Consider the following 21003-nt stretch of genomic DNA (forward strand, 5'->3'; position numbering starts at 1 on the left):
TGCGCCTGACCGCGGTCCCGGCGTGGGAGTATCTGCCGGTGACCTTCACCCTGGCGGTAGCGAACCAAAAAGGCGGAGTGGCCAAGACCACGACGGTGGCGTCCCTGGGGGCGGCGCTGGCCGCGCTGGGGCGACGAGTCCTGCTCGTCGACCTCGATCCGCAGGCCTGTCTCACCTTCAGCCTGGGCCACGACCCGGACGGGCTCACCGCCTCTGCCCACGAGGTGCTGCTCGGCGACGCCACCGCCGCGACGGTGCTGCTGGACGTGGTCGAGGGCCCGCGCCTGATGCCGGCGACCATCGACCTGGCCGGCGCGGAGGCGATGCTGCTGATGCGCCCTGGCCGGGAGTACGCGCTCAAGCGGGCGCTGGCCACCGTGGCCGACGACTTCGACGTGGTGATCATCGACTGCCCCCCGTCGCTGGGGGTGCTCACCCTCAACGGGCTGACGGCCGCCGACGCGGTGCTGGTGCCGCTGCAGTGCGAGACGCTGGCGCACCGCGGGGTGGGACAGCTGCTGCGCACGGTGGCCGACGTGCAGGCCATCACCAACCCCGAGCTGGCGATGCTGGGCGTGCTGCCCACGCTGTACGACTCGCGCACCACCCACAGCCGGGACGTGCTCGCCGACGTCGCCGACCGCTACCAGCTGCCCCTGCTGTCGCCCCCGATCCCGCGCACGGTGCGCTTCGCCGAGGCGTCGGCGTCGGGCAGCTCGGTGCTCACCGGTCCACGCAACAAGGGCGCCCAGGCCTACCGCGAGCTGGCGGAGAACCTGCTGGCGCACTGGGACGACGGGGCGCAGCTGGTGACGGTCGACGTCGCCGTCAGCTGAGCGCCACCACCGTCGCACCGCGCTGCTCCAGCACCACCGTCCCGGCCACCGCCAGCTCCAGCGCCTGGCCGGGAGGTACTGACCCCGCCGGACGCGGCACGTCGATGGTGCGCATCCGCAGACCGGTGGCGGGGGAGAGCACCGCGATGCCCTCCGGCACCGGCAGCAGCAGCTGCGTGGCCATCTCCACCCCGGGGCCCAGCGCACCGGGCTGCGCCCACGCGGTGGAGTAGTCGCCGGTGCGCAGCGCCACGGTGGCGCGACCGGTCCACCACAGCAGGGTGGAACCCAGCGTGGTGGTGGGCTCCACCAGGCGCGCACCCTCGGCTGAGCCGGTGCGCGGGGGCGGGGCGTCGGCGGCGGCCACCGGGACGGTGCTCACCGGCCGCGCGCCGGAGTCGTAGACGGTGAGGACGGGCTGCTCACCGGGCAGGTAGACCACGGTGCGGTCGCCGGCCTCGGCCACCGCACGGGCGCCGTCGACGCCCAGCAGGGTGGTCGCCAGCTCGGCGGGCTTGGTGGCGTCGTCGGGGGTGGGGCCGAACAGCGAGAGCCGCTCGCCGGCCTCGCCGGGGCAGGAGAACACCACCGCGACGCGGCTGGTGGAGGAGGCCACCGATCGGATCGCGCACCCCTCGCGGGGCTGCGAGCCGGGGTTGACCGGGGCGTCCACCCGGCCCAGCTCCATGGTGCGCACCAGGTCCGAACGCCACACCTCGGTGCGGGTGGAGCCGATGGAGGCGAGGTAGACCCCGTCGCCGAGCAGCGTCACCTGGTCGTCGGCCAGGCTGGTCCGCTGCGCGCCGCGGGCTCCGGTGGAGGCCTGCAGCGCGGTGACGTCGCTGCAGCCGCGGTTGGTGCGGTACACCGCGACCACCAGGCTCCACTGCCCGGCTGCGGCACACAGCGTGCTGTTGGCGCGGGTGTAGCTCCACCGGGTCTGCCCGGTGCTGGGCGTGCGCCCGGCCACCTCGGAGCCGTCGGCGGTGGCCACCACACCACCGGCGACCACCGGGGCGGTGGTGGCGGCTGACGGCGCCTGCCAGGACTCGCTCAGCGTCGGTGGCACCGTGGTCGCGGGGACCAGCGCGGCGGCGGGCTCCTCGGCGACCATCGAGGTGGTGGCCCGGGCGTCGCTGCGCCACCACAGCAGCGCTGCGGCCACCACGACGACCAGGACGATCGCCGTGGCGGCCAGCACGTCAGCTCGCGTGCGCCGCTCCGGTGCCAGCACGGGGGAGCAGGTCAGTCAGCGCTGACGGTGCTGGTGGCCGGCGTCTCGCCCGAGGCGTTGCCGCCCGATCCGCCGCGACGGCGACGACGGCGCTTGCGGGGTGCGTCGCCGCCCTCGCCACCCTCGGTGCCTGCCGTGGACGGAGCGACCGTGGCCTGGGTGCTCTCACCCGTGCCGGCGGGCGCGCCGTCGGCGGAGCCGCCCCGGGTGCGCTTGCGCGGTCCGCGGCGACCGGCCCCTGCGGGCTTGTCGGTGCCCTCCTGGCGGCTGCCGTGCTCGTGCCGGTCGCCGCCGGCGGAGCGGCCCTGGCCGCCGGAACGAGCGCTCTTGCCGCCGGTGCGGGAGCCGGGCAGGTCCTCGAGCACCTCGGCGCCGAGGCCGGCGCGGGTGCGCTCGGCCCGGGGCAGGCGGCCGGTGATCCCCTCGGGGATGTCGAGGTCGCTGAACAGGCGCGGCGAGTTGGAGTAGGTCTCCTCAGGCTCGGGCAGCCCCAGGCCGAGCGCCTTGTCGATCAGCTGCCACTTGGGCAGGTCGTCCCAGTCCACCAGGGTGACCGCCACACCGGTCTTGCCGGCCCGGCCGGTGCGGCCGATGCGGTGCACGTAGGTCTTCTCGTCGTCCGGGCACTGGTAGTTGACCACGTGCGTGACGTCGGTGACGTCGATGCCGCGGGCCGCGACGTCGGTGGCCACCAGCACGTCGATCTTGCCGGTGCGGAACGCGCGCAGGGCCTGCTCACGGGCGCCCTGGCCGAGGTCGCCGTGCACGGCGCCCACGGCGAAGCCGCGGTCGGCGAGCTCGTCGGCGACCTTCTGCGCGGTGCGCTTGGTGCGGGTGAAGATCATGGACAGGCCGCGGTCCTTGGCCTGCAGCACCCGGCTGAGCATCTCCACCTTGTCCATCGCGTGGGCGCGGTAGATGTGCTGGGTGGTGCGATCGTGCACCGCGGAGGAGTCCGGCTCCTCGGCGCGGATGTGCGTGGGCTGGGTGAGGAAGGTGCGGGCCAGGGTGATGATCGGGCCGGGCATGGTGGCGGAGAACAGCATGGTCTGGCGCTTGTCCGGCACCATGCGCAGGATGCGCTCGATGTCGGGCAGGAAGCCGAGGTCGAGCATCTCGTCGGCCTCGTCGAGCACCAGGACGCCGATCTTGCCGAGCACCAGGTGGCCCTGCTGGGCCAGGTCGAGCAGGCGGCCGGGGGTGCCGACGACGACGTCGACGCCCTTCTGCAGCGCCGCGACCTGGGGCTCGTAGGGGCGCCCGCCGTAGATGGACAGCAGCCGGATGCCGAGGTGCTTGCCCGCGTCCTTGAGGTCCTGGGTGACCTGCACGCACAGCTCGCGGGTGGGCACCACGATGAGGGCGCGGGGGGTGCCGTCCAGGGTGGTGGTGCCGGAGCCGTCGGTGGTGATGCGGTGCAGCAGCGGCACGCCGAAGCCCAGGGTCTTGCCCATGCCGGTGCGAGCCTGGCCGATCAGGTCGTCGCCGGCCAGCGCCAGCGGCAGGGTGAGCTCCTGGATGGCGAAGGTGCGCTCGATGCCCACCTCGTTGAGGGCCTCGACGATCTCCGAGCGCACGCCCAGCTCGGCGAAGGACGGCGACTGCGGGGCCACCGGCGCGTCGCCCACCAGGGGCTTGGCGATGGCGTCCTCGGGGGCGGTGCCCGCGGCGGTGTGGTCGACGCTCTGGTCGACGACGTTCTCGTTCACGGCGGTGTCCGTGGAGGTGGTGTCTGTGTCGGAAAGCGGTGAAGTAGTCAGGGGTCGTGCCTCTCTCGGGCCAGCACGCACCTGACGGATCCGGTTGGCAGACCCGGCCTGCACTCCGTGAGGCGCCCCCGCTGCGGCTGCCGCTGAGCGGCTCCGGCGAGGCGCGGCAGCGTGGGAGGCTGGTGCGCGCGCAGTTTCTGAGCACCCGCATGTCGCTTGGTGCTCGAACTACATGGTAACCGCAACTGGCACTGAAGTGGTCTCACCATGACAGATGCGACACGCGTCAGCCGGACTAGGCTCACGCCCCATGAGCATCGCCGAGAGCGCCGAGGTCAGCGCTGCACTGCACCCGGGCGTGGTCGACCTGATGGGGGTGCTGGCCTACGGCGAGCTGTCGGCCTTCGACCGGCTCGCCCAGGACTCGCGCACTGCACCCACCCTCGACGGCCGGGCGGCCCTGGCGTCCATGGCCGCAGCGGAGATGGGCCACTACCACCAGGTGGAGGCCTTCCTGGCCGAGCGCGGGGTGGCGGTGCAGGAGGCCATGCAGCCCTTCATCGCCCCGCTGGACTCCTACCACGAGTTCACCGCCCCCGACTCGTGGCTGGAGTCGCTGGTCAAGGCCTACGTGGGCGACGGGCTGGCGGCCGACTTCTACCGGGAGATCGCCGGGGCGCTGGACGAGGAGACCGGGGCCACCGTGCGCGCCGTGCTGGCCGACACCGGCTACTCCGCCTTCGCCGAGCAGGAGGTGAGCGCGGCCTGCGCCGCCGACCCCGCGCTGGCCGCCCGGCTGACGCTGTGGGGGCGACGGCTGCTGGGGGAGGCCGTGACCCAGGCCCAGCACGTGGTGGCCCGGCGCGACGACCTCGCCGAGCTGCTCATCACCAGCACCTCCGGGCTGGTCGGCTTCGCCCAGCTGTTCCGGCGCCTGCAGAACCAGCACACCCGGCGGATGCGCGCCATGGGACTGGGCTGACGCTCTGCTCCTCGGCTGCGGGCCCCGGGTTCGCTGCGGGCCCTGGTTTCGCTGACAGCACAGCCGCGGGGTGCGTCCAGCGAGGGCGGCTGCACTAGCCTTCGGGCCGTAGGTAGTTGTCTGTGGACCGGAGGTTCCCCGTGGAGGTCAAGATCGGCATTGCGGAAAGTCCGCGCGAGCTGCTGGTGAGCAGCAGCCAGTCGCCGGACGAGGTCCAGGAGCTGGTCGACGCTGCCCTCAAGGGTGCGCGCGACGGAGTGCTGGCCCTCACCGACGACAAGGGACGCCGCTTCGTGCTGCCGTCCTCGCGCATCTCCTACGTCGAGATCGGCCCTGCTGACGGCCGCCGCGTGGGGTTCGGAACAGCCTGATCGCCCACCCGGACGGGCCGACGGGGACGATCCTTGCCCCGCGGCTCGTCCGGCCGGGTCTCAGCTCGGTCTGGCCGGCTCCCGCTCCTGTCCCGCGTGCAGCGGCAGGTGGCCGACCCCGGCCCAGGCCAGCGAGCTGATGATCTCCACCGCCTCCTCCTTGGGCACGGGGCGGTCGGAGTCCAACCAGTAGCGGGCGCCCACCTGGCTGGCGCCGACCAGGCCAGCCGCCAGCAGCCGGGCCCGCTGCGGGTCCAGCCCCGCGTCCGCCATCACCGCCTCGGTGACCGCGTCGATGCACTGCTCGGTGCCCCGGTCCACCCGCTGCTGCACCGACGGCTCGCCCAGCAGGTCGGACTCGAAGACGAGGCGGTAGCCCTGGCCGTCGGCGTCGATGAAGTCGAAGTACGCCGCCACCGCCGCGTGCACCCGCAGCTTGTTGTCCGGCGTGGAGTTGATGGCCTCCCGCACCAGGCGCACCAGGTCGTCGACGTAGCTGTGCAGCAGGTCCAGGTAGAGGTCGAGCTTTCCGGGGAAGTGCTGGTAGAGCACGGGCTTGCTGACCCCGGCGCGGAGCGCGATCTCCTCCATGCCCGTGGCGTGGTAGCCCCGGGCGACGAAGACGTCCCGGGCGGCTGCCATCAGCTGCGCCCGTCGTGCGGTCCGCGGCAGCCGCGCGTTGCGCCGCGGCACCGGGGTCGACCTCGAGGAGCCTGCACTGGCCTGGTCCGTGCCCACGTCCGTCATCAACCCGCCTTCGCTCGCTGGTGTGCCCGCCCAGGTTACTCGCGGGTAATGAGCTCGGGACGCATTCCGCCCACAGGCCGGGACGGCGGCACTGAGTCTGCGGGAGGGGCGCAGATGCCGCATCCTGGTTGCCATGCGCAACGCAGCCCCGGCCACCGTGGTCGCCCCGACCGCCCTCTCCACCGACGTGCACGCCGAGCTGGGTGCCGTCGACCTGACCCGGACGGAGTGGCCGGGGGAGATGGTCGACGTCGGTGGTCGGGCGGTGCACGTGCGCACCACGCCCGGCCCGGAAGGCGCTGTCCCGGCCGTGTACGTGCACGGCCTGGGCGGCTCGGCCACCAACTGGACCGACCTCGCCGGTGCCCTGGCCCCCCTCATGCCGGGCTACGCGCTGGACCTGCCGGGCTTCGGCCGCAGCGAGCCTCCAGCCGACGGTGACTACTCCCTGCCCGGCTGCGCCGACCTGGTGATCGACTACCTCGAGCAGCAGCCGGCACCGGTGCACCTCTTCGGCAACTCCATGGGTGGGGCCATCGCCATCCTGGTGGCGGCGCGCAGGCCGGACCTGGTGCAGACCCTCACGCTCGTCTCGCCGGCGGTGCCTGACCTGCGTCCGGACCCGCGGCGGGTGTCCGACCTGCGGATGGTGCTCGCGGTGGTCCCCATCATCGGACGGCTGGTGCGCCACCAGCTGGCCGAGACCCCGGCCGAGCGGCGGGCCGAGCAGATGATCCGGCTGTGCTTCGCCGACCCGGACGCGGTGCCGGAGAACAAGATCGCGGCAGCGGTGCAGGAGGCCGACGAGCGGAAGGGGCAGTCGTGGGCGTCGTCGGCGCTGAACAAGTCCTTCAACGCCATCCTGCAGACCTGGGTGACCCTGCCGCACCGCTCGCTGTGGTCGGTGGCCGGCAAGGTGCAGGCCCCGACGCTGGTGGTGTGGGGCACCAAGGACCGGCTGGTGACCGTGGAGCGCGCCCCCAAGCTGGTCGCGGTGATCCGGCGCAGCCGCCTGCTGGTGTTCAACCAGGTGGGGCACGTCGCGCAGATGGAGCGGCCGGTGGCCGTGGCTCGGGCCGTCCGCGGGATGCTGCAGGAGGTGCAGGAGGGCCAGTGGTGAGCGTGCCTCGGCGCCGGGCACGGCCCGGTGTGGCAACCTGGGCGCCGTGAGCCGGCCACCGGAAGACCGCGACGGCGACGAGCGGCCGGTGCCCCGCCCGACCGGTCTGCCCGCTTCGCGCCGCGGACCGCTGGGCCGCTTCGTGGCCGCCTACGGCTGGCGGGCCTACGCCGTTCCGCTCCTGGTGGTGCTCACGGTGATCGCCAGCGTGGGCGTGGTGCGCTCGGGGCCCAGCACCGCCACCTCGGCGGAGTCCGCGCCCCCGCAGCCCGCCCCCGGCACCCAGCTGGCCGGCTCCGGGACGACTGCCGAGCAGAGCGCGGTGCCGGGTCCCCCGGGCGACGGCACCTTCGCCCCCGACGTCCCCTCCGGGGTGCTGCCGAACGGCGGCCCCGTGCCCGACGTGCCCACCCGCACCTGGCACGTGGTGCCGGGAACCGGTCCCCGGGTGGGCGCGGAGACCGCCCAGCTGACCACCTACTCCGTCGAGGTGGAGGACGGCATGGACACCGCCTCCTTCGGCGGCGAGGAGTCGTTCGCGCGGATGGTGGACGAGACGCTGAGCAACCCCAAGAGCTGGACCGGCGAGCTCAAGCACGCCTTCCAGCGGGTGGACTCCGGTCAGCCGGCGCTGCGGATCTCGCTGGCCACGCCGACCACGGTGCGCGAGGTCTGCGGCTACACCATCAAGCTGGAGGTGTCCTGCTACACCAGCGACCTCGACCGGGTGGTGCTCAACGTGGCCCGGTGGGTCCGCGGCGCGGTGGACTTCCAGGGTGACATCGGCTCCTACCGGCAGTACGCGATCAACCACGAGGTGGGGCACGGCATCGGCTACGCCGCCCACCAGGCCTGCGCGTCCGACGGCGGCCTGGCGCCGGTGATGATGCAGCAGACCATCAGCACCGCCAACAACACCATCGCCACGGTGGACCCCGGCGGTGTCGTGCCCGCCGACGGGTTCGCCTGTCGCTTCAACCCGTGGCCGTTTCCGCGCGGCTGAACAGCTCGGGAAGCCCCACGGCACTCCGCGCGTTGCAGGGTTGGAGAATCGCTTCTCGACACGCACGCACGCTCACGCAACGTCGCGCACCCCGCACGTGCGACGCACCGCCCGAACAGGAGAAACCATGGCGAGCGCCACCCAGCTGCCACCGCTGGTCGAACCAGCCGCCGAGCTGACCAAGGAGGAGGTCGCCCGCTACAGCCGGCACCTCATCATCCCCGACGTCGGCATGGACGGACAGAAGCGGCTGAAGAATGCCAAGGTGCTGTGCATCGGCGCCGGCGGTCTCGGCTCGCCCGCGCTGCTCTACCTGGCCGCCGCCGGGGTGGGCACGCTGGGCATCGTCGACTTCGACGTGGTCGACGAGTCCAACTTGCAGCGCCAGGTCATCCACGGCCAGTCCGACCTCGACAAGCCCAAGGCCGTCAGCGCCAAGGAGTCGATCGAGGAGATCAACCCGCTGGTCAACGTGGTGCTGCACCAGGTGCGCCTGGAGGCCGACAACGTCCTGGACATCTTCCGCGACTACGACCTCATCCTGGACGGCACCGACAACTTCGCCACCCGCTACCTGGTGAACGACGCCGCGGTGCTGCTGGGCAAGCCCTACGTGTGGGGCTCCATCTACCGCTTCGAGGGCCAGGCGTCGGTGTTCTGGGAGGACGCGCCCAACGGCAAGGGCCTGAACTACCGGGACCTGTACCCGGAGGCGCCGCCGCCGGGCATGGTGCCCTCCTGCTCCGAGGGTGGGGTGCTGGGCATCCTGTGCGCCTCCATCGGCTCGATCATGGGCACCGAGGCCATCAAGCTGATCATGGGCATCGGCGAGCCGCTGCTGGGCCGGCTGATGGTCTACGACGCGCTGGACATGACCTACCGCACCATCAAGCTGCGCAAGGACCCCGAGGCCACCAAGGTCACCGAGCTCATCGACTACGAGGCGTTCTGCGGCGTGGTCTCGGACTCCGCGCGGGAGGCGGCGACCGGCAGCACCATCACCGCCCCGGAGCTCAAGGACATGATGGACGCCGGCAAGGACTTCGAGCTGATCGACGTCCGCGAGCCGGTGGAGTGGGACATCGTCCGCATCCCTGGCGCCAGGCTCATCCCCAAGGACCGCATCCTCTCCGGCGAGGCACTGTCGGAGCTTCCGCACGACAAGCCGATCGTGCTGCACTGCAAGTCCGGGGTGCGCTCGGCCGAGGCGCTCGCCGCGATCAAGAAGGCGGGCTTCTCCGACGCCACGCACCTGCAGGGTGGTGTGCTCGCCTGGGCCAAGCAGGTGGACACCTCGCTGCCGACCTACTAGGGCCAGCCGAGCTGCACCGCCGTGCGCCCCTCGGTGCACGGTGTTCCGGGCCCTTGTCGCCCTTCTCTGGCGTCGCCAGGGGCGACAAGGGCCCGGAACGCCCCGGGGATCCGGTGGTCGGCAGGGCCGCACCGGTAGCCTGCGACGAGTGAGTGTCACTGATGCGTCCACCCCGCAGGCGAGCCCTGCGGACGAGCCACCTCCGCACGTGCTGGCCACCTTCGGCCTGCGCAACGTGGAGCCGGAGCCGCTGGGCTCGGAGTGGAGCAGCGGGTGGCGCTGCGGGGACGTGGTCCTCACCCCGGGTGCCGACCACGCCCGCGCCACCTGGTCAGCCGGGGTGCGCGAGACGCTGGTGATCGACCGCGTCCGTCTGGCCCGCCCGGTGCGCTCCACCGACGGCCGCTGGGTGGTCTCCGGCTGGACGGCCGACACCTTCCTCACCGGTCAGCCCGAGCCCCGCCACCTCGAGGTGGTCGAGGTCGCCCAGCGTCTGCACACCGCGCTGGAGAGCGCCAAGCGTCCCCGGTTCCTCACCGGTGCCGTGGACCTGGCCGACTTCCTCGCCGTCGCCGACGCGGCGGCCTGGGCGGAGCGCCCGGCCGGTGCGGGCCTGGAGGTGCTGCTGGCCAGCGACCTGTGGCAGGAGCTGGCCGAGGCGCGCACGCCGGTGGAGTCCCCGGCGCAGCTGGTGCACGGTGACCTGTTCGGCACGGTGCTCTTCGCCGGTGCCGCCGAGCCCGGCATCACCGAGCTCACCCCCTTCTGGCGCCCGGCCGCGTGGGGCTCCGCCGTGGCGGTGGTGGACGCCCTCGCCTGGGGCAACGCCGACGAGGAGCTGCTGACCAGCGGGGAGCAGCTGCCGGAGTGGCCGCAGATGCTGCTGCGCGCGCTGCTGTTCCGGCTGGCGGTGCACGCCCTGCACCCGCACTCCACGCCCGAGGCGCTGGACGGGCTGCTGCACACCTCGGTCCTGGTCCGCGAGCAGCTGTGAGCACCCACCCCAGCACACCCCCGCCCAGCGCCGCTCCCGCCAGCGCTGGTGACGTCGATGCCGCGATGGTGGAGGACGCCGCCCAGCGCCTGGCCGGGCACGTGCCCACCACCCCGGTGGAGGTCAACCGCCGGCTCTCCGCCCGGGTGGGCGGCACCGTGCTGCTCAAGCGCGAGGACCTGCAGGTGGTGCGCTCCTACAAGGTGCGTGGCGCCTTCAACTTTGTGGCGCAGCTCGACGACGACGAGCGCGCGGCCGGTGTGGTCAGCGCCAGCGCCGGCAACCACGCGCAGGGCCTGGCCTACGCCTGCGCCACCACCGGCGTGCGCGGCCGCATCTACGTCCCCCGCACCACCCCGCGGCAGAAGCGCGACCGCATCGCCGCGCTGGGTGGCGACATGATCGAGCTGATCGTGCTCGGCGACAGCTACGACGACTCCGCCGCCGCCGCGGCGGCCGACTCCGCGCGAACCGGCGCCGTGGTGGTGCCCGCCTTCGACCACCCGCGGACCATCGCCGGGCAGGGCACCGCCCTGGCCGAGGCACTGGCCCAGCTGGACGGCCCGCCCGACACCATCGTGCTTCCGGTGGGCGGGGGCGGCCTGCTCGCCGGCGCGCTGTCCTGGCTGCGGGAGCGCCACCCCGGCATCCGCGTGGTCGGGGTGGAGCCGGCCGGCGCGCAGTGCATGGCCGCCGCGCTGGCTGCGGGTGGTCCGGTGGGCCTGGCCGAGGTGAACCCCTTCGTCGACGGCGCCGCCGTGCGCCGCGCCGGCGAGGTGACCTACCCGATCATCCGCGACTCCGGCGCCGAGCTGGTGAGCGTCGCCGAGGGCCAGGTGTGCGTGGAGATGCTGGCGATGTACCAGACCGACGGCATCATCGCCGAGCCCGCGGGCGCGCTCGCCGCGGCCGCGCTGGGCACCGTGGTGGCGGTGGAGCCCGGCACCACCACGCTGGTGATGGTCTCCGGTGGCAACAACGACGTGAGCCGCTACGGCGAGATCGTCGAGCGCGCGCTGGTGCACGAGGGCCGCAAGCACTACTTCCTGGTGGACTTCCCGCAGGAGCCGGGTGCGCTGCGCGGCTTCCTGGACGAGGTGCTGGGACCGGACGACGACATCACCCTGTTCGAGTACGTCAAGCGCAACAACCGGGAGCGTGGGCCGGCGCTGGTGGGCATCGAGCTGAGCCGCCCGGACGACCTGCCCGCGCTGCTGGAGCGCATGCGGCTGGCGCCGCCGGACGTGCAGCTGATCCCGCCGGAGAGCCCGATCTTCCGGTACCTGCTGTAGCACCGGGCGCCCGTTGAGCAGGGCCGACGGTGCCCGGCACCTCCTCACACCGTCGCGCGCACGGGCGTGAGGAGGTCGTGACGTCGGGTTCACCGGGCGCAGGCTGGGCGCAACACGACGTCCCTACTGTGGGCCTCCCGCGAGGAGGAGAGGCCCACAGTGACCACGACGCAGGACAGCCACGCGAGCGGCAGCCGGACCCGCAGGCGCAAGCACTACATCGAGCACTGGGACGCCGAGGACGTCGCCGCCTGGGAGGCCGGTGGCAAGAACGTCGCCCGGCGCAACCTCATCTGGTCGGTGGTCGCCGAGCACGTCGGCTTCTCCATCTGGTCGATCTGGTCGGTGATGGTGCTGTTCATGCCGATGTCGGTGTACGGCATCGACGCCGCAGGCAAGTTCTTCCTGGTCGCCGTGCCCACCCTGGTCGGTGCCGTGCTGCGGCTGCCCTACACGGTGGCCACCGCGCGCTTCGGCGGACGCAACTGGACCATCTTCAGCGCGCTGGTGCTGCTGGTGCCCACCCTGCTCACGCTGTACTTCATGCTCAACCCCGCCTCCTACACCACCTACCTGGTGATCGCGGCCTTCGCCGGGGTGGGCGGTGGCAACTTCGCCTCCTCGATGACCAACATCAACGCCTTCTACCCGCAGCGGCTCAAGGGCTGGGCGCTGGGCCTCAACGCCGGCGGCGGCAACATCGGGGTGCCGGCCATCCAGCTGATCGGCCTGCTGGTCATCGCCACCGCGGGCAACCGGTCCCCAGAGCTGGTCTGCGCGGTGTACCTGGTGCTCATCGCCTGTGCCGCCGTCGGGGCCGCGGTGTTCATGGACAACCTGGGCAACCAGCGGGTGAACCTCCGCTCGCTGGGTGACGTGCTGCACTTCCGTGACGCCTGGGTGATGTCCTTCCTCTACATCGGCACGTTCGGCTCGTTCATCGGCTTCAGCTTCGCCTTCGGCCAGGTGCTGCAGATCAACTTCCTGGCCGACCTCACCGGCGGCGGGGCGGTGGCGGCCACGCCGGCCATGCAGGCCGAGGCCGCCCTGCACTCCGCGCAGATCGCCTTCATCGGCCCGCTGCTGGGCTCGCTGTCCCGCCCGCTCGGCGGCATGCTCGCCGACCGCATCGGCGGCGGGCGAATCACCCTCTACACGTTCGTGTCGATGATCGCCGCCGCCGGCGTGCTGGTGGTTGCCGGAACGGTGGACGACGGCGCCGCAGGGGCGGCCAGCGGCACGGTGATGGTCGCCTTCGTCGTCGGCTTCATCCTGCTGTTCATCCTCTCCGGCATCGGCAACGGCTCCACCTACAAGATGATCCCGGCGATCTTCGAGGCCAAGTCGCGCGGTGTGGTCGAGGCCGGCGGCACCGCGGCGGAGGCGGCCGCGTGGTCGCGCACCATGTCCGGGGCGCTGATCGGCATCGCCGGCTCGGTGGGTGCCCTCGGCGGGGTGGCCATCAACCTGGTGCTGCGGGCCTCCTACAACTCCCCGGCCAAGTCGGCGACCATGGCCTTCTGGGTCTTCCTCGGGTTCTACGCGGTGTGTGCCCTGGTCACCTGGGCCATCTACCTGCGCCGCCCCACCCTGCCCGCCGCGAGCGTCGCCGCCAACACGCCCGCCGGTTCGGCCCGGGGCGGCGTCGCATGAGCAGCCGGACCGTGATCGTGGTCGGCCACGGCATGGTGGGCCACCGGTTCGTGGAGGCGCTGCGCGAGCGTGACGTCGACCACACCTGGCAGGTGACGGTGCTCAGCGAGGAACCCGTGGCCGCCTACGACCGGGTCGCCCTCTCCTCCTACGTGGGCGGCTGGGACGCGAGCTCGCTGGCGCTGGCCGGCAACGACTACGCCGGCGACGAACAGGTGCAGGTGCGCCTGGGGGAGACCGCCCTGGCCATCGATCGCGCCGCGCGCACCGTCACCACCACCTCGGGGGAGGTGCTCGGCTACGACGCGCTGGTGCTGGCCACCGGCTCCTCGGCCTTCGTGCCCCCGGTGCCCGGACGCGACTCCGCCGGCTGCTTCGTCTACCGCACCCTGGCCGACCTGGACGGCATCCGCGCCGCGGCTGAGGCGGCCGCGGCCCAGGGTCGTCCCACCGGCGTGGTGGTCGGGGGCGGGCTGCTCGGCCTGGAGGCGGCCAACGCGCTGAACCTGATGGGCATCACCCCGCACGTGGTGGAGTTCGCGCCGCGGCTGATGCCGCTGCAGGTGGACGCCGGGGGCGGCGCGCTGCTGCGCAACCTGGTGGAGAAGCTCGGGCTCACGGTGCACACCGGGGTGGGCACCCAGGAGATCACCGAGCTGCCCGAGGGTGGGCTGCGCGTCGGCCTGTCCGACGGCGGCACCATCGACGCCTCGCTGGTGGTGTTCTCCGCCGGGGTGCGACCGCGCGACCAGCTGGCCTGCGACGCTGGCCTGGCCGTCGGCGAGCGCGGCGGCGTGCTGGTGGACACCGGCTGCCGCACCAGCGACCCCGCCATCTACGCCGTCGGCGAGTGCGCCGCCATCGAGGGCCGCTGCTACGGGCTGGTCGGTCCCGGCTACGCGTCGGCGGAGGTGGTGGCCGAGCGGCTGCTGCACCGCGAGGCGAGCTTCCCCGGCGCGGACCTGTCCACCAAGCTCAAGCTGCTCGGGGTGGACGTGGCCAGCTTCGGCGACGCCCAGGCGGCCACCCCCGGCGCGCTGGAGGTGGTGCTCAACGACGCCGTCGCCGGGACCTACGCCAAGCTCGTCGTCTCCGACGACGCCCAGACCCTGCTCGGCGGGGTGCTGGTGGGCGACAGCAGCGCCTACGCCACGCTGCGCCCGCTGGTCGGGCACCCGCTGCCTGCCGACCCCGCGGCGCTGATCTCCCCGGCCGGAGCGCAGGTGGGAGTGGGCTCGCTGCCCGACGACGCCCAGGTCTGCTCCTGCAACGCCGTCACCAAGGGCACCATCGACGCGGCTATCGCCGGCGGCTGCTGCGACGTTGCGGGCCTGAAGGCGTGCACCAGCGCCGGCACCACCTGCGGCAGCTGCGTGCCCATGCTCAAGACGCTGCTCGCCTCGGCGGGGGTGGAGATGTCCACCGCGCTGTGCGAGCACTTCACCCAGAGCCGGGCCGAGCTGTTCGAGATCGTCCGGGCCACCGGCATCCGCACCTTCTCGGCGCTGATCGCCCAGCACGGCAAGGGTGCGGGGTGCGACCTGTGCAAGCCGGTGGTGGCCTCCATCCTCGCCTCGCTGGGCACCGGGCACGTGCTCGACGGTGAGCAGGCGTCGCTGCAGGACACCAACGACCACTTCCTGGCCAACATCCAGCGCAACGGCACCTACTCGGTGGTGCCCCGGGTGCCCGGCGGGGAGATCACCCCGGACAAGCTCATCGTCATCGGCGAGGTGGCTCGCGACTTCGGGCTGTACACCAAGATCACCGGCGGCCAGCGCATCGACATGTTCGGTGCGCGGGTGGAGCAGCTGCCGGCCATCTGGAAGCGGCTGATCGACGCGGGCATGGAGTCCGGCCAGGCCTACGGCAAGTCGCTGCGCACCGTGAAGTCGTGCGTCGGCTCCAGCTGGTGCCGCTTCGGCGTGCAGGACTCGGTGGCCATGGCCGTGGCCCTGGAGAACCGCTACCGCGGGCTGCGCTCGCCGCACAAGATCAAGCTCGGCGTCTCCGGCTGTGCGCGGGAGTGCGCGGAGGCGCGGAGCAAGGACGTCGGCGTGATCGCCACCGAGCACGGCTGGAACCTCTACGTCGGCGGCAACGGTGGCTTCACCCCGCGCCACGCCGAGCTGCTGGCCCAGGACCTCGACGACGCCACCCTGGTCAGCTACATCGACCGGTACCTGATGTTCTACGTGCGCACCGCCGACCGGCTGCAGCGCACCGCGCCGTGGATGGAGTCGCTGGGCACCGACGGGCGCACCGGCCTGGAGCACCTGCGGCAGGTGGTGTGCGAGGACAGCCTGGGCATCGGCGCCGAGCTGGAGGCGGCCATGCAGGCCCACGTGGACAGCTACACCGACGAGTGGGCCGGGGTGCTCAACGACCCCGACAAGCTGTCCCGGTTCGTCTCCTTCGTCAACGCCCCGGCCGAGCCCGACCCCACCATCGCCTTCACCGAGGCCGACGGCCGCAAGGTGCCGGTGCTGCTCGGGCTGCCCACCCGCCGCGACGACCGCTCGTCGAGCGTTCCCGACCCCCAGCTGGAGGCAGCGCGATGACCGTCCTGGACACCCCGGCCACCACCTGGGTGGACGCCTGCCCGCTCGACCACCTCATCCCGGGCCGCGGGGTGGCGGTGCTGCTGCCCACCGGCAAGCAGGCCGCGCTCTTCCGGCTGGCCGACGGCAGCCTGCACGCGCTGTGCAACCTGGACCCGTTCTCCGGGGCCGCAGTGCTCTCCCGCGGGCTGGTCGGTGACCGGGACGGTGAGCCCACGGTCGCGTCCCCGCTGCTCAAGCAGGTGTTCTCGCTGCGCTCCGGGGTCTGCCTGGACGACGAGACGGTCGCCGTGCGCGTCTACGATGTCCGAGTCGTGGACACTGGGGCCGGACGAGCGACGGTGCAGGTCGGGGCGCCCCGGACAGCGGCACCCCGGACAGCGGCACCACTGACAGCGGCACCACTGACAGCAGGGCCGTGACGCCCGCACGAACCAGGACGGAGGACGCTGTGGCGGCACCAGCGCAGGACACCTCCGGCCAGCCCCAAGCCCTTGCCGGGTTCACCATCGGGATCACCGCTGCGCGCCGCGCGGAGGACCTGGCCGCGCTGCTGGTGCGCAAGGGTGCCGCGGTGCTGCACGGCCCGTCCATCCGCATCATCCCGGTCGCCGACGACACCGAGCTGGAGCAGGCCACCGAGGCCGTGGTGGCCCACCCGCCGGACATCGTCGTCGCCACCACCGGCATCGGCTTCCGCGGCTGGGTGGACGCCGCCGAGAGCTGGGGCGAGAGCGGCCGGCTGGTGGACGCGCTGCGCGGCTGCCGGGTGCTCTCCCGCGGCCCCAAGACCACCGGTGCCATCCGGGCGGCGGGGCTGCGCGAGGAGTGGTCACCCCAGGGCGAGTCGGCGGTCGAGGTGGCCGAGCACCTGGTGGCCGAGGGCGTGGCCGGCAAGCGCATCGCGGTGCAGCTGCACGGCACCAACACCGAGTGGGAGGTGCAGTACGACATCTGCGCCGCCCTGCGCGACGCCGGCGCCGAGGTGCTGCCCGTGCCGGTGTACCGCTGGCTGCCGCCGGCCGACCTGGCACCGATGGACCGCCTCATCGAGACCTGCGCGTCCGGTGGGCTGGACGCCGTCACCTTCACCAGCGCCCCGGCGGTGGCCAGCGTGCTCAGCCGCGCGAAGGACCTCGGGATCGTCGACCAGCTGAGGGACGCGCTGCGCTCCGGGATGCTGGTGGCGTGCGTGGGACCGGTGACCGCCGGACCGCTGGAGGCCATCGGCGTGCCCACCGCACAGCCCACCCGGGCCCGCCTGGGCGCGCTGGCCCGCTTCCTGGTGGACGAGCTGCCCAGCCGCGTGCCGCAGCTGCAGGTGGCCGGCGCACAGGTGAGCATCCGCGGCCAGGCCGTGGTGGTGGACGGCGAGCTCAAGGCGGTGCCGCCGGCGGGCATGGCGCTGCTGCACGCCCTGGCGCGCCAGCCCGGCCGGGTGCTGTCCATGCAGCAGCTGCTGGCCGAGCTGCCGGGCAACAGCGGCGACACCCACGCCGTCGAGGCTGCGGTGGGCCGGCTGCGTGCCGCGCTCGGCCAGCCCCGGCTGGTGCAGACCGTGGTCAAGCGGGGCTACCGGCTGGCGGTGGAGCCGGTCTGAGCGCACCCGTGCTGCTGCTGGTCGCGCACGGCACGCGTGACCCGCGCGGCGTCGAGCTGGCCAGGCAGCTGGCGAGCGTCGTGGCCGCCGACGGCACCGTCGTGCGGCTGGCCTTCGCCGACGTGCTCGGGCCGACGGTGTCGGAGGTGCTGGCCGAGCTCACCGAGCCGGTGGTGGTGGTGCCGGCGTTCTTCGCCGCCGGCTACCACGTGCGCACCGACGTCCCGGCGCAGGTGCGGGCCAGCGGGCACCAGCAGGTGCACGTGACCGCGGCGCTGGGGCCGGACCCGGTGCTGGCCCAGGCCCAGCTGGCGCGGCTGCACGAGGCGGGCTGGCAACCCGGCGAGGCGGTGGTGCTCGCCGCCGTGGGCTCGGCCGACGACCGCGCTCTGGCTGACGTGCGGGCGGCCGGGGCCCTGCTGGCCGAGCTGCTCCAGGCGCCGGTGCCGGTGGGCTACCTGGTGGCGGCCCAGCCGCCGGTGGCCGAGGTGGTGGCCGGGCTGCGGGCCGAGGGAGCGGGACGGGTGCTGGTCTCGCCGTACCTGTTGGCGCCGGGGCTGTTCCACACCCGCCTGGCCCAGGCGCGCGCGGACGCGGTGGCCGAGCCGGTGGGGGTGCACCCGCTGCTGGTGGAGCTGGTGCGCCGACGCTACGCGGACGCGCTCGCCGAGCACTGAGACCACCCGGTTGCCCGCTGGTTCACGGTCGGTCAATATAGAGGCGTGTCTAACTACGAGAGTGCGTGCGGGGTGCCGCTGGTGCGCGAGCCGCTGAGCCGGCAGCGGTCGGAGGAGCTCACCCGCGGCTTCAAGGCGCTGGCCGACCCGGTGCGCCTGCGGCTGCTCAGCCTGGTGGCCAGCCACGAGGGCGGGGAGGCGTGCGTCTGCGACATCTCCGCAAGCTTCGAGCTGAGCCAGCCGACCATCTCCCACCACCTCAAGGTGCTGCGCGAGGCGGGCCTGCTGGACTGCGAGCGCCGCGGCACCTGGGTCTACTACTGGGTGGTTCCCGCTGCGCTGCAGCAGCTCTCCAGCGTGCTCAGCCCCATCACCGGTGCCCCGGCTGCCGCTGCCGTGCCCGCATGAGCGCGCCCGTCCGCGAGCAGGAGACCGTGCTCGGCAAGCTGTCCGTGCTGGACCGATTCCTGCCCGTGTGGATCGGTGTGGCCATGGTGGTGGGCCTGGTGCTGGGCACCAACGCCCCGGCCGTCACCGAGGCGGTGCAGAAGGTGCAGGTGGAGGGCATCTCGCTGCCCATCGCGCTGGGTCTGCTCATCATGATGTACCCGGTGCTGGCCAAGGTCCGCTACGACCGGCTGGGCTCGGTGACTGGCGACAAGAAGCTGCTGGTCAGCTCGCTCATCCTGAACTGGGTCCTCGGTCCGGCGCTGATGTTCGCGCTGGCCTGGCTGCTGCTGCCCGACCTGCCGGAGTACCGCACCGGGCTGATCATCGTGGGCCTGGCCCGCTGCATCGCCATGGTGATCATCTGGAACGACCTGGCCTGCGGGGACCGGGAGGCCGCGGCCGTCCTGGTGGCGATCAACTCGGTGTTCCAGGTGGTCATGTTCGCCGTGCTGGGCTGGTTCTACCTCTCGGTGCTGCCCGGCTGGCTGGGGCTGGACCAGACCACCATCGACGCCTCGCCGTGGGAGATCGCCCGGTCGGTGCTGATCTTCCTGGGCATCCCGCTGCTGGCCGGCTTCCTGTCGCGCCGGCTGGGGGAGCGGGTGCGGGGTCGGCAGTGGTACGAGGGCACCTTCCTCCCGCGGATCGGGCCCTGGGCGCTGTACGGCCTGCTGTTCACCATCGTGGTGCTCTTCGCCCTGCAGGGCGAGCAGATCACCGACAACCCGTGGGACGTGGTGCGCATCGCGCTGCCGCTGCTGGTCTACTTCGCGGTGATGTGGAGCGGGGGCTACCTGTTCGGCGCGGCCGTCGGCCTCGGCTACGAGCGCACCACCACGCTGGCGTTCACCGCCGCGGGCAACAACTTCGAGCTGGCCATCGCGGTGGCGATCGCCACCTTCGGTGCCACCTCCGGGCAGGCGCTGGCGGGGGTGGTGGGCCCGCTCATCGAGGTGCCCGTGCTGGTGGCGCTGGTGTACGTCTCCCTGGCGCTGCGCACGCGCTTCCGGGAGCGTCCGGTCAGCGGTGCCGTCAAGACCACGCAGGTCACGTCGTGAGCGGACGGCCGAGCGTGCTGTTCGTCTGCGTGCACAACGCCGGGCGCTCGCAGATGGCCGCTGGGTTCCTCACCGCGCTCGGCGGCGGCGCGGTGGAGGTGCGCTCCGCAGGCAGCGCCCCCGCCGACACGATCAACCCCGCCGCGGTGCAGGCGATGGCCGAGGTCGGTGTCGACATCTCCACCCAGGCACCGAAGGTGCTCACCCCGGACACGGTGCAGACCTCCGACGTGGTGATCACCATGGGCTGCGGCGATGCCTGCCCGGTGTTCCCTGGTGTGAGCTACCGCGACTGGGAGCTGGCTGACCCGGCCGGTCAGGGCGTCGAGGCCGTCCGTCCCATCCGCGACGAGATCCGCACCAAGGTGCAGGCGCTGCTGGCTGAGCTCGGCGTGGAGCACGCAGGCTGAGCTTGGACCTAGCGTGGAGAGATGACGACGCTCTCCGGCTCCCAGGTCACGCTGCGCCCAGCGACCACTGCGGACATTCCGGCGCTGGTCCCGATCCGCGAGACGCCCGAGGTGCACGAGCGGTGGCGGGGCGGGCCGGACCTGGTGGCGGCGGTGGCCGAGGACCTCGACGAGGCGGGCTCCACGCCCTACGTCGTCGAGCTGGACGGGCGGGTGGTCGGCTGGATCCAGTGGGGCGAGGAGGCCGAGCCGGACTACCGGCACGCGTCCATCGACGTCTACCTCGACCCGGCGGTGCACGGTCGCGGGGTGGGCACCGACGCGGTGCGGACCCTGGCCCGCCACCTCGTCGACGACCACGGCCACCACCGCATCGAGATCGACCCGGCGGCGGACAACGCCGCGGCCATCGCCTGCTACGCCAAGGTGGGCTTCCGCCCGGTGGGCACCCTGCGCCGCTCCGAGCGCGGCAACGACGGCAGCTGGCACGACGCCCTGCTGATGGACCTGCTCGCCGAGGAGCTCACCGACGGCTAGGTGTGCTCAGGCCTGACCGAGGTCGGGGATGGTGATCGAGCCGTCCGCGGCCAGCGGGAAGCCAGGGTTGTGCGCGACCTCCCAGGCGTGCCCGTCCGGGTCGCAGAACACCCCGGCGTAGCCGCCGTAGAAGGTCTCCGCAGCCGGCCGGGTGACCCGTGCGCCCGCCGCGGCGGCGGCCGCCAGCACCTCGTCAACCTCCGGGCGCGAGCGCACGTTGTGCGCCAGGGCGATGCCGCCGAACCCACCCGGGCCCGCGTCGGGCAGCCCACAGTCGGCGGCGAGCTTGCCCCGGCTCCACAGAACCACGCCGATGCCCCCGGCCTGCAGGAACACCGTCTCCTGCACCTCCTGGCCGGTCCACCCCAGGGCGGCGTAGAAGTCGCGGGCCCGGGCCAGGTCGGTCACGCCGAGCGAGACCAGGCTGAGGCGTTGCTCCACCCGTCGCAACCTACCT

Annotated in this window: 21 protein-coding genes; 17 read left to right on the forward strand and 4 right to left on the reverse strand. The window is 73.0% G+C overall.

From position 1 onward, the window contains the following. Positions 1–38 precede the first annotated feature (38 nt). Positions 39–836 (forward strand): ParA family protein, encoded by a 798-nt coding sequence (locus AC3YO9_RS15555; protein WP_127782294.1) that lies wholly within the window; start codon positions 39–41, stop codon positions 834–836. On the opposite strand, the gene AC3YO9_RS15560 is transcribed toward AC3YO9_RS15555, so the two are convergent. Then, positions 829–2070, reverse strand: a complete 1242-nt coding sequence (locus AC3YO9_RS15560; protein ID WP_489983813.1) for an Rv3212 family protein — start codon at positions 2068–2070, stop codon at positions 829–831. The genes AC3YO9_RS15555 and AC3YO9_RS15560 overlap by 8 nt on opposite strands. 11 nt (positions 2071–2081) lie before the next feature. After that, positions 2082–3713 carry a DEAD/DEAH box helicase gene (locus AC3YO9_RS15565; RefSeq protein ID WP_489984082.1) on the reverse strand — a complete coding sequence of 544 codons (1632 nt, stop codon included), beginning with the start codon at positions 3711–3713 and terminating at the stop codon, positions 2082–2084. A gap of 376 nt (positions 3714–4089) precedes the next feature. Here AC3YO9_RS15565 and AC3YO9_RS15570 point away from each other — a divergent pair, with 376 nt between their 5' ends. Then, positions 4090–4761 carry a ferritin-like fold-containing protein gene (locus AC3YO9_RS15570; protein ID WP_206518106.1) on the forward strand — a complete coding sequence of 224 codons (672 nt, stop codon included), beginning with the start codon at positions 4090–4092 and terminating at the stop codon, positions 4759–4761. A gap of 140 nt (positions 4762–4901) precedes the next feature. Then, complete coding sequence (locus tag AC3YO9_RS15575) at positions 4902–5132, forward strand: DUF3107 domain-containing protein (RefSeq protein WP_127782298.1); 231 nt, start codon at positions 4902–4904, stop codon at positions 5130–5132. Between the two features lie 60 nt (positions 5133–5192). Here the strand turns inward: AC3YO9_RS15575 and AC3YO9_RS15580 are convergent, their stop codons facing one another. Then, a complete protein-coding gene (locus AC3YO9_RS15580; protein ID WP_489983814.1) occupies positions 5193–5879 on the reverse strand; it encodes a TetR/AcrR family transcriptional regulator in 687 nt (228 codons plus the stop codon). A gap of 133 nt (positions 5880–6012) precedes the next feature. On the opposite strand from AC3YO9_RS15580, the gene AC3YO9_RS15585 reads away from it, so the two are divergent. The 14 genes from AC3YO9_RS15585 (at position 6013) to AC3YO9_RS15650 (ending at position 20546) form a co-directional block, all read left to right on the forward strand. Next, on the forward strand, positions 6013–6999 hold the full coding sequence (locus AC3YO9_RS15585; RefSeq protein ID WP_489983815.1) for an alpha/beta fold hydrolase: 987 nt from the start codon (positions 6013–6015) through the stop codon (positions 6997–6999). Positions 7000–7045: 46 nt separating this feature from the next. Continuing rightward, positions 7046–8002, forward strand: a complete 957-nt coding sequence (locus AC3YO9_RS15590) for a DUF3152 domain-containing protein (protein WP_346773865.1) — start codon at positions 7046–7048, stop codon at positions 8000–8002. 127 nt (positions 8003–8129) lie between these two features. Continuing rightward, entirely contained in the window at positions 8130–9314 is a 1185-nt protein-coding gene (gene moeZ, locus AC3YO9_RS15595) for an adenylyltransferase/sulfurtransferase MoeZ (protein ID WP_127782301.1), read from the forward strand. Positions 9315–9462: 148 nt separating this feature from the next. Then, the gene (locus tag AC3YO9_RS15600; RefSeq protein ID WP_489983816.1) at positions 9463–10308 is read left to right on the forward strand and encodes a TIGR02569 family protein; all 846 of its coding nucleotides are present in this window, start codon (positions 9463–9465) and stop codon (positions 10306–10308) included. A 65-nt stretch (positions 10309–10373) separates the two neighbouring features. Next, entirely contained in the window at positions 10374–11600 is a 1227-nt protein-coding gene (gene ilvA / locus AC3YO9_RS15605) for a threonine ammonia-lyase IlvA (protein ID WP_489984083.1), read from the forward strand. 159 nt (positions 11601–11759) lie between these two features. Beyond that, a complete protein-coding gene (locus AC3YO9_RS15610; protein ID WP_127782302.1) occupies positions 11760–13253 on the forward strand; it encodes a nitrate/nitrite transporter in 1494 nt (497 codons plus the stop codon). Next, a complete protein-coding gene (gene nirB, locus AC3YO9_RS15615) occupies positions 13250–15814 on the forward strand; it encodes a nitrite reductase large subunit NirB (protein WP_489983817.1) in 2565 nt (854 codons plus the stop codon). The genes AC3YO9_RS15610 and nirB overlap by 4 nt, the downstream gene beginning before the upstream one ends. Beyond that, entirely contained in the window at positions 15811–16236 is a 426-nt protein-coding gene (gene nirD / locus AC3YO9_RS15620) for a nitrite reductase small subunit NirD (protein ID WP_127782304.1), read from the forward strand. Before nirB ends, nirD begins: the two co-directional genes overlap by 4 nt. Positions 16237–16265: 29 nt before the next feature. Further along, a complete protein-coding gene (locus AC3YO9_RS15625; protein WP_127782305.1) occupies positions 16266–17414 on the forward strand; it encodes a uroporphyrinogen-III synthase in 1149 nt (382 codons plus the stop codon). Continuing rightward, the gene (locus AC3YO9_RS15630) at positions 17411–18091 is read left to right on the forward strand and encodes a sirohydrochlorin chelatase (protein WP_489984084.1); all 681 of its coding nucleotides are present in this window, start codon (positions 17411–17413) and stop codon (positions 18089–18091) included. Before AC3YO9_RS15625 ends, AC3YO9_RS15630 begins: the two co-directional genes overlap by 4 nt. A 45-nt stretch (positions 18092–18136) precedes the next feature. Further along, positions 18137–18499: an ArsR/SmtB family transcription factor gene (locus tag AC3YO9_RS15635; protein ID WP_489983818.1), complete on the forward strand. Its 363-nt coding sequence runs from the start codon at positions 18137–18139 to the stop codon at positions 18497–18499. After that, on the forward strand, positions 18496–19599 hold the full coding sequence (arsB, locus tag AC3YO9_RS15640) for an ACR3 family arsenite efflux transporter (RefSeq protein WP_489983819.1): 1104 nt from the start codon (positions 18496–18498) through the stop codon (positions 19597–19599). Before AC3YO9_RS15635 ends, arsB begins: the two co-directional genes overlap by 4 nt. Next, positions 19596–20009 (forward strand): arsenate reductase ArsC, encoded by a 414-nt coding sequence (locus AC3YO9_RS15645; RefSeq protein WP_127782307.1) that lies wholly within the window; start codon positions 19596–19598, stop codon positions 20007–20009. Before arsB ends, AC3YO9_RS15645 begins: the two co-directional genes overlap by 4 nt. Before the next feature lie 21 nt (positions 20010–20030). Beyond that, entirely contained in the window at positions 20031–20546 is a 516-nt protein-coding gene (locus tag AC3YO9_RS15650) for a GNAT family N-acetyltransferase (protein WP_489983820.1), read from the forward strand. 6 nt (positions 20547–20552) lie between these two features. Here the strand turns inward: AC3YO9_RS15650 and AC3YO9_RS15655 are convergent, their stop codons facing one another. Next, a complete protein-coding gene (locus AC3YO9_RS15655) occupies positions 20553–20987 on the reverse strand; it encodes a VOC family protein (RefSeq protein ID WP_489983821.1) in 435 nt (144 codons plus the stop codon). Positions 20988–21003: the final 16 nt, after the last annotated feature.

The organism is Rhodococcus sp. Z6_132, from assembly GCF_058133635.1.

Bases quoted from the DNA above. Each gene is read 5' to 3' on its own strand.
- AC3YO9_RS15570 (WP_206518106.1), top strand. From the start codon at position 4,090: ATGAGCATCGCCGAGAGCGCCGAGGTCAGCGCTGCACTGCACCCGGGC.
- AC3YO9_RS15580 (WP_489983814.1), bottom strand. From the start codon at position 5,879: ATGACGGACGTGGGCACGGACCAGGCCAGTGCAGGCTCCTCGAGGTCG.
- AC3YO9_RS15585 (WP_489983815.1), top strand. From the start codon at position 6,013: ATGCGCAACGCAGCCCCGGCCACCGTGGTCGCCCCGACCGCCCTCTCC.
- moeZ (WP_127782301.1), top strand. From the start codon at position 8,130: ATGGCGAGCGCCACCCAGCTGCCACCGCTGGTCGAACCAGCCGCCGAG.
- ilvA (WP_489984083.1), top strand. From the start codon at position 10,374: ATGGTGGAGGACGCCGCCCAGCGCCTGGCCGGGCACGTGCCCACCACC.
- nirB (WP_489983817.1), top strand. From the start codon at position 13,250: ATGAGCAGCCGGACCGTGATCGTGGTCGGCCACGGCATGGTGGGCCAC.
- nirD (WP_127782304.1), top strand. From the start codon at position 15,811: ATGACCGTCCTGGACACCCCGGCCACCACCTGGGTGGACGCCTGCCCG.
- arsB (WP_489983819.1), top strand. From the start codon at position 18,496: ATGAGCGCGCCCGTCCGCGAGCAGGAGACCGTGCTCGGCAAGCTGTCC.
- AC3YO9_RS15650 (WP_489983820.1), top strand. From the start codon at position 20,031: ATGACGACGCTCTCCGGCTCCCAGGTCACGCTGCGCCCAGCGACCACT.